Origin of the sequence: Pedobacter psychrodurus, from assembly GCF_004331735.1 — a bacterium.
In the GTDB taxonomy this organism is placed as follows: domain Bacteria; phylum Bacteroidota; class Bacteroidia; order Sphingobacteriales; family Sphingobacteriaceae; genus Pedobacter; species Pedobacter psychrodurus.
Genome location: NZ_SJSO01000048.1, coordinates 1 through 4,749, shown reverse-complemented (window position 1 = coordinate 4,749; position 4,749 = coordinate 1). Strand labels below are relative to the sequence as shown.

4 protein-coding genes and 1 pseudogene are annotated in these 4,749 nt (G+C 38.4%); all 5 read right to left on the bottom strand.

The window, feature by feature from the left end; genetic code table 11:
* Positions 1-426 precede the first annotated feature (426 nt).
* The gene (locus tag EZ456_RS24895) at positions 427-675 is read right to left on the bottom strand and encodes a DUF6952 family protein (RefSeq protein ID WP_010599336.1); all 249 of its coding nucleotides are present in this window, start codon (positions 673-675) and stop codon (positions 427-429) included.
* Complete coding sequence (locus tag EZ456_RS24890) at positions 675-983, bottom strand: thioredoxin family protein (RefSeq protein ID WP_131534906.1); 309 nt, start codon at positions 981-983, stop codon at positions 675-677. The genes EZ456_RS24895 and EZ456_RS24890 overlap by 1 nt, the downstream gene beginning before the upstream one ends.
* A 14-nt stretch (positions 984-997) precedes the next feature.
* Positions 998-1,630 (bottom strand): peroxiredoxin, encoded by a 633-nt coding sequence (locus EZ456_RS24885; RefSeq protein ID WP_025141704.1) that lies wholly within the window; start codon positions 1,628-1,630, stop codon positions 998-1,000.
* Between the two features lie 306 nt (positions 1,631-1,936).
* Positions 1,937-4,321: a S9 family peptidase gene (locus EZ456_RS24880; RefSeq protein WP_165501411.1), complete on the bottom strand. Its 2,385-nt coding sequence runs from the start codon at positions 4,319-4,321 to the stop codon at positions 1,937-1,939.
* Positions 4,322-4,451: 130 nt separating this feature from the next.
* Positions 4,452-4,749, bottom strand: a pseudogene (locus EZ456_RS25215) (hypothetical protein); the annotation flags it as partial.

Below are 4,749 nucleotides of genomic sequence, written 5' to 3'. Positions count from 1 at the left end.
TCAATCCCAATAAAAAAATTTGTAGAGACAATCATCCTGTTATTTTTTATGTTTGTAATAGTTACCTAATTTTTACCCCATCGATCCTAGTCCTTAATAATGGGTATTGCCCTAATTGTTATCTGGTCACTAAGGGAAAAAACGGTAGCGGATTGCATCATGCTATAGGTATAAAAACCTTGACGAAATATTAATGTGCCGCTACCGCTTTAGGTAATCTGATAATTAAGCTAAGTAAAATAAATATTAGATTTTCTTAAATAATATATCAAAACAAATCTAAAGGACGATCGTCTTAGAGAAATGAGCTAAAAAATTGATATAGACCACATATAATCGAATCAGTTTGACAAACAAAACCCCCCCGCAGATTTACATCTACGAGGGGTTATATTTTGAAAAAGCCAGATTAAAGCTTTAAGACGATTATCGATCAATCGAACCCATAACTTTTTGGCCGAAAGCATTTAGTGCGTCCTTTTCTGCTGCACCTTCACTTACCATTTGATGTACTTCTAAGGCACCGCAAATATTGGTAATCATTTCGCCTGCAACATCAACTTCGTGTTCGCTAACCCCTCTAAATTCGCAAAATGCTTCTAAAACTTCTAAAGTTGTCTCCAATTGTGCCGGAGTGGTGTTTTGAAATAATTGTCTTATAACCGGAATCTTCATTACTTTATCTTGTTAAATAGTTCTATTAAACCTTCTGCTTTGTTGGTTTGCACCTGATCTACCAAGCTACCGCCTTCAAAAGCTGCGAAAGTTGGTAAATTATCAACGTTTGCAAATTTGCGTGAGTTTGGAAGTTTTTCGGCATCAACAATCAAGAAAGCTACATCTTCATTTTCTGAAGCCAGTTTTTTAAACTTCGGTTTCATGATCCGGCAGTTTCCGCACCAAGATGCAGCATACTGAACCATAACCTTCGAGTTCTCGGCTAAATATTGTTGAAGATTATCTTCTGTTAATTCTAAAAACATAACCTTTTGTTTAATTAGTTAGCGGCTAAATATTCAGCTACGCCAGTTCTGTTTGCGTTCATTGCTTCTTTTCCTTCTTCCCAGTTTGCAGGACAAACTTCGCCATGTTTTTGAACGTGAGCATAAGCATCAATTAAACGTAAATATTCTTTAACGTTTCTACCTAGTGGCATATCGTTCACACTTTCGTGGAAAACTTTACCAGTTTCGTCAATTAAATATGTAGCTCTGAAAGAAACATTCGAACCAGAGAAAGATTCGTTTCCTTCTTCATCGTAGTTAACTTCTTGGTCTAAAATATCTAAGATGCCAGATAACTGTCTGTGAGTATCAGCTAAGATCGGGTAAGTAACACCTTCAATACCGCCGTTATCTTTTGGTGTGTTTAACCATGCGAAGTGAACTTCGTTAGTATCGCAAGATGCACCGATTACAATTGTATTTCTTTTTTCAAATTCAGGTAAAGCAGCTTGGAAAGCGTGTAATTCTGTAGGGCAAACGAAAGTAAAATCTTTTGGATACCAGAACAATAATACCTTGCTATTTTTGTTTACAGCCTCTTCAAATACATTGATTTTCAAGTCATCACCCATGTCTGACATTGCATCAATACTAACACTTGGGAATTTTTTACCTACTATTGCCATAATTTTTTATTTTTAATTTTATGCTGCAAAGGTAAGGCTAAAAGAGGAGTCAATCAACCCCGTTTTACTAATTGTTAATTGTATTTATTGATAACGATATAGATGAAAACTATATTATTGAAATAAAATATAGCTGAGTTCTATTCCTTTGTTTTGCTGTCATGCTGAGGTACGAAGCATCTTTGAGGAATTTATACGTAATGGCCGTCATCTCGACTGAAGCGTAGCGAAATGGAGAGATCTATGGAGATAGATTTCTCGACTGCGTTGCACTTCGCTCGAAAAGACGACCAGCTTAAGGAAAAGCTACTTCTTCAACGTATTTTCATACAGTTTAAATATTCTTTTATATTCATCAGTCCAACTGCTGGGCTCAATAAAACCGTGGTCTTCAACGGGGTAAACGGCGAGTTCCCAATTGTTTTTTCCAAGCTCTATAAAACGTTGGCTAATGCGTACAATATCCTGAAAATGAACATTTACATCAACCATTCCATGGGCCATTAAAAGGTTGCCTTTTAACTTATCGGCAAAATAAATCGGTGAGCTTCTTTTGTAGGCAATCGGGTCGTTATAAGGTTCGTTTAAAATATTTGAGGTATAACCGTGGTTGTAATGCGCCCAATCGGTAACCGAACGTAAAGCCGCACCGCTGGCAAAAACATCTGCTTCGTTAAACATCGCCATCAATGTAATAAAACCACCATACGAGCCTCCATATAAACCAACATGCTGAGGATTAACACCATATTTCTCAACCAAAAATTTAACGCCATCCACTTGGTCGGTTAAATCTTTTCCACCCATGTGGCGGTAAATGCCCGTACGGTGATCGCGGCCGTAACCAGAACTCCCGGTATAATCAATATCGATTACGGTGTAACCGTTATCGGCCAGTAAATTATTGAACATAAACTCGCGGAAGTAAGTGCTCCAGCCAAAGTGAACGTTTTGAAGATAACCGGCACCGTGAACAAAAACTACAGCAGGATGGTTAGCATGTGGATGATCCGATTTATACACTCTTGCATAAACATCTGCGCCATAACGGTTTTTAAAACTTACCATATCTGGCTGGCGCCATTTGTAGGAATTAAATTCGGCAGAAGTAGATCGGGTAATTTTTTCGGCTTTAGCACCAACCTTATTTGGCTGAAGATACAACTCTCCAGGTTTGTCCATGAAAGAATAATTAATGGCAATGTATTTTTCGTCAGGAGAGAGGGTGATATCATTCAAGCCTTTCATGGTGGTTATTTGCACAAGTTCGCCCCCATTGGCACTGATTTTAAAGAAGTTTGTAATCCCTGGATGCTCTTTGTTTGTTTTAAGATAAAATGTACTTCTATCTTTTGATAGCCCAACCGATTGTACTTCCCATTTGCCAGAAGTAAGTTGTTTTTTGTCGCCCGTGGCCATATTAGCTACATAAAGGTGTGAATACCCGGTAGCCTCACTTTGATAATAAAAACGGTTGTTATCTATCCATCCAGTACTGCCTTGATAAAAGCCGCTAATGCCGGGACCACCAATCCAGGCTTCATCACGCTGGCGGTCTATTAAAGAAAATTTGCCGGTTAAAGCATCTAACTTTAAAATCCAGCGGTCTTTATTGTCAGTAGAAGTGGCCACAACAATTGCAGTACTTCCGTTATCGTTCCAAAGCGGACCAAAGAAATTTACGGGTCTATCTGCATTTTTCTTTTTTAAGGTATCTAATTCTTTTGGATAATCTTTTAGGTAATCAGGGAGATCTTTTATACCTGCAATGGTTGAAGTTTGAATCGCATAAACAGAATCTTTTTGGGTATCGTAGATAAAACCCAGCGAAATGTTTTCATTTTCGCCAACCTTTGTTCTGCCAGGAATATCTTCGGTATAACCCGATGATGTAATATAATTGGGAACAATGGTACTGTGGTTATTCTGGGCCGGAGTGGTGAGCTTATAAGTGATGAAGCGCCCATCGGGACTAATGCTTACGCCATTCAAGAACTTATCTTCGGTATAAAGCTCTTTTAATGGCTTTGTATCTCCAACAGCTGCACCTGAACGGCCTCTTCCTGCCCGGGAACTATTTCTGGTTTCAGCATTTCTTTTTTTAATGATATCAAACAGTTCGGTCTGCTGTGCTTTCAGCCATTTGTCCTGCTCGGTGAGTGGCTTGGTTTCTGGTCGGCCTGCTTTTTTACCTTTAACGAAATTGGTGAGCTGTTTGGTTTCGGCCGATTTTAAATCTACTTCAAATAAATTATCGCCCAATTGGTAAACGATATTTCCATTGGTTAAAAAAACAGGACTGTTCTCTCGCTCTTGCGTACTGGTTAACCGCGTTTCTTTGTTGGCTTTGAAATTCTGCAAATAGATATCTCCACTTTTTTCGGTTAAACCAAGAGAACGATTACTATTATAGGTATAGTTTAAACTTAATAGTTTTTCATCTTCCTTTTCTACTGCTTTAACAGGTTTTGTAGAGCTTGCCGAAACTTTGAATAATTCTTCTTTAACTTTATTTTCGGGGTTCCAGTTGAAATAAAGTGTTTTGCTATCCGCTGTCCAACGGAAATTAGTTGGTGCAACGCCCATCCATTTTGGGTCGCGCATTATTTTTTCGACGGTTAAGGGCGCTAGTTGTTGTGCAAAAGTATATTCGCCCGTGCAAAGCAAAAGGAAAAGTAAATATTTCTTCATGAATTTTAGGTTTGGTTGCAATTTAGGTAAAGCGTGACCTAATTTTAAAAGGAAATGGAAATGTTACAACACCTCACCCTATGAACGGTAGTGCTTTATGGCAAAGGCTGTTCATTCCCTCTCCTCAAGGCTAATCTTTACACACATCTTTGTGTTCCATTACTTGTGCATAAACTATAAATTGTTGGTTGAATTTATCTAACCCCTCTTTGATTGTGATATATCCTGGTGGACCATGAGATTTATATCCGCTCCATCCTGCCAGTCTAGCTAATAACCATGTGGCCCAAGCCAGGGTTTGCTTTTTGTATGGATTTTTCTGTAATTCTGTGCCTCCTTCCACTCGTTGTCTTACCATATCTAGATAATCTATTTGGTTCGAACTGAATACATCTGCTGCCTGCATCGATTCATCTTTCAGCCCAAGC

Coding starts and splice junctions, on each gene's coding strand:
- EZ456_RS24895 (WP_010599336.1), bottom strand. CDS start 675: ATGAAGATTCCGGTTATAAGACAATTATTTCAAAACACCACTCCGGCA.
- EZ456_RS24890 (WP_131534906.1), bottom strand. CDS start 983: ATGTTTTTAGAATTAACAGAAGATAATCTTCAACAATATTTAGCCGAG.
- EZ456_RS24885 (WP_025141704.1), bottom strand. CDS start 1,630: ATGGCAATAGTAGGTAAAAAATTCCCAAGTGTTAGTATTGATGCAATG.
- EZ456_RS24880 (WP_165501411.1), bottom strand. CDS start 4,321: ATGAAGAAATATTTACTTTTCCTTTTGCTTTGCACGGGCGAATATACT.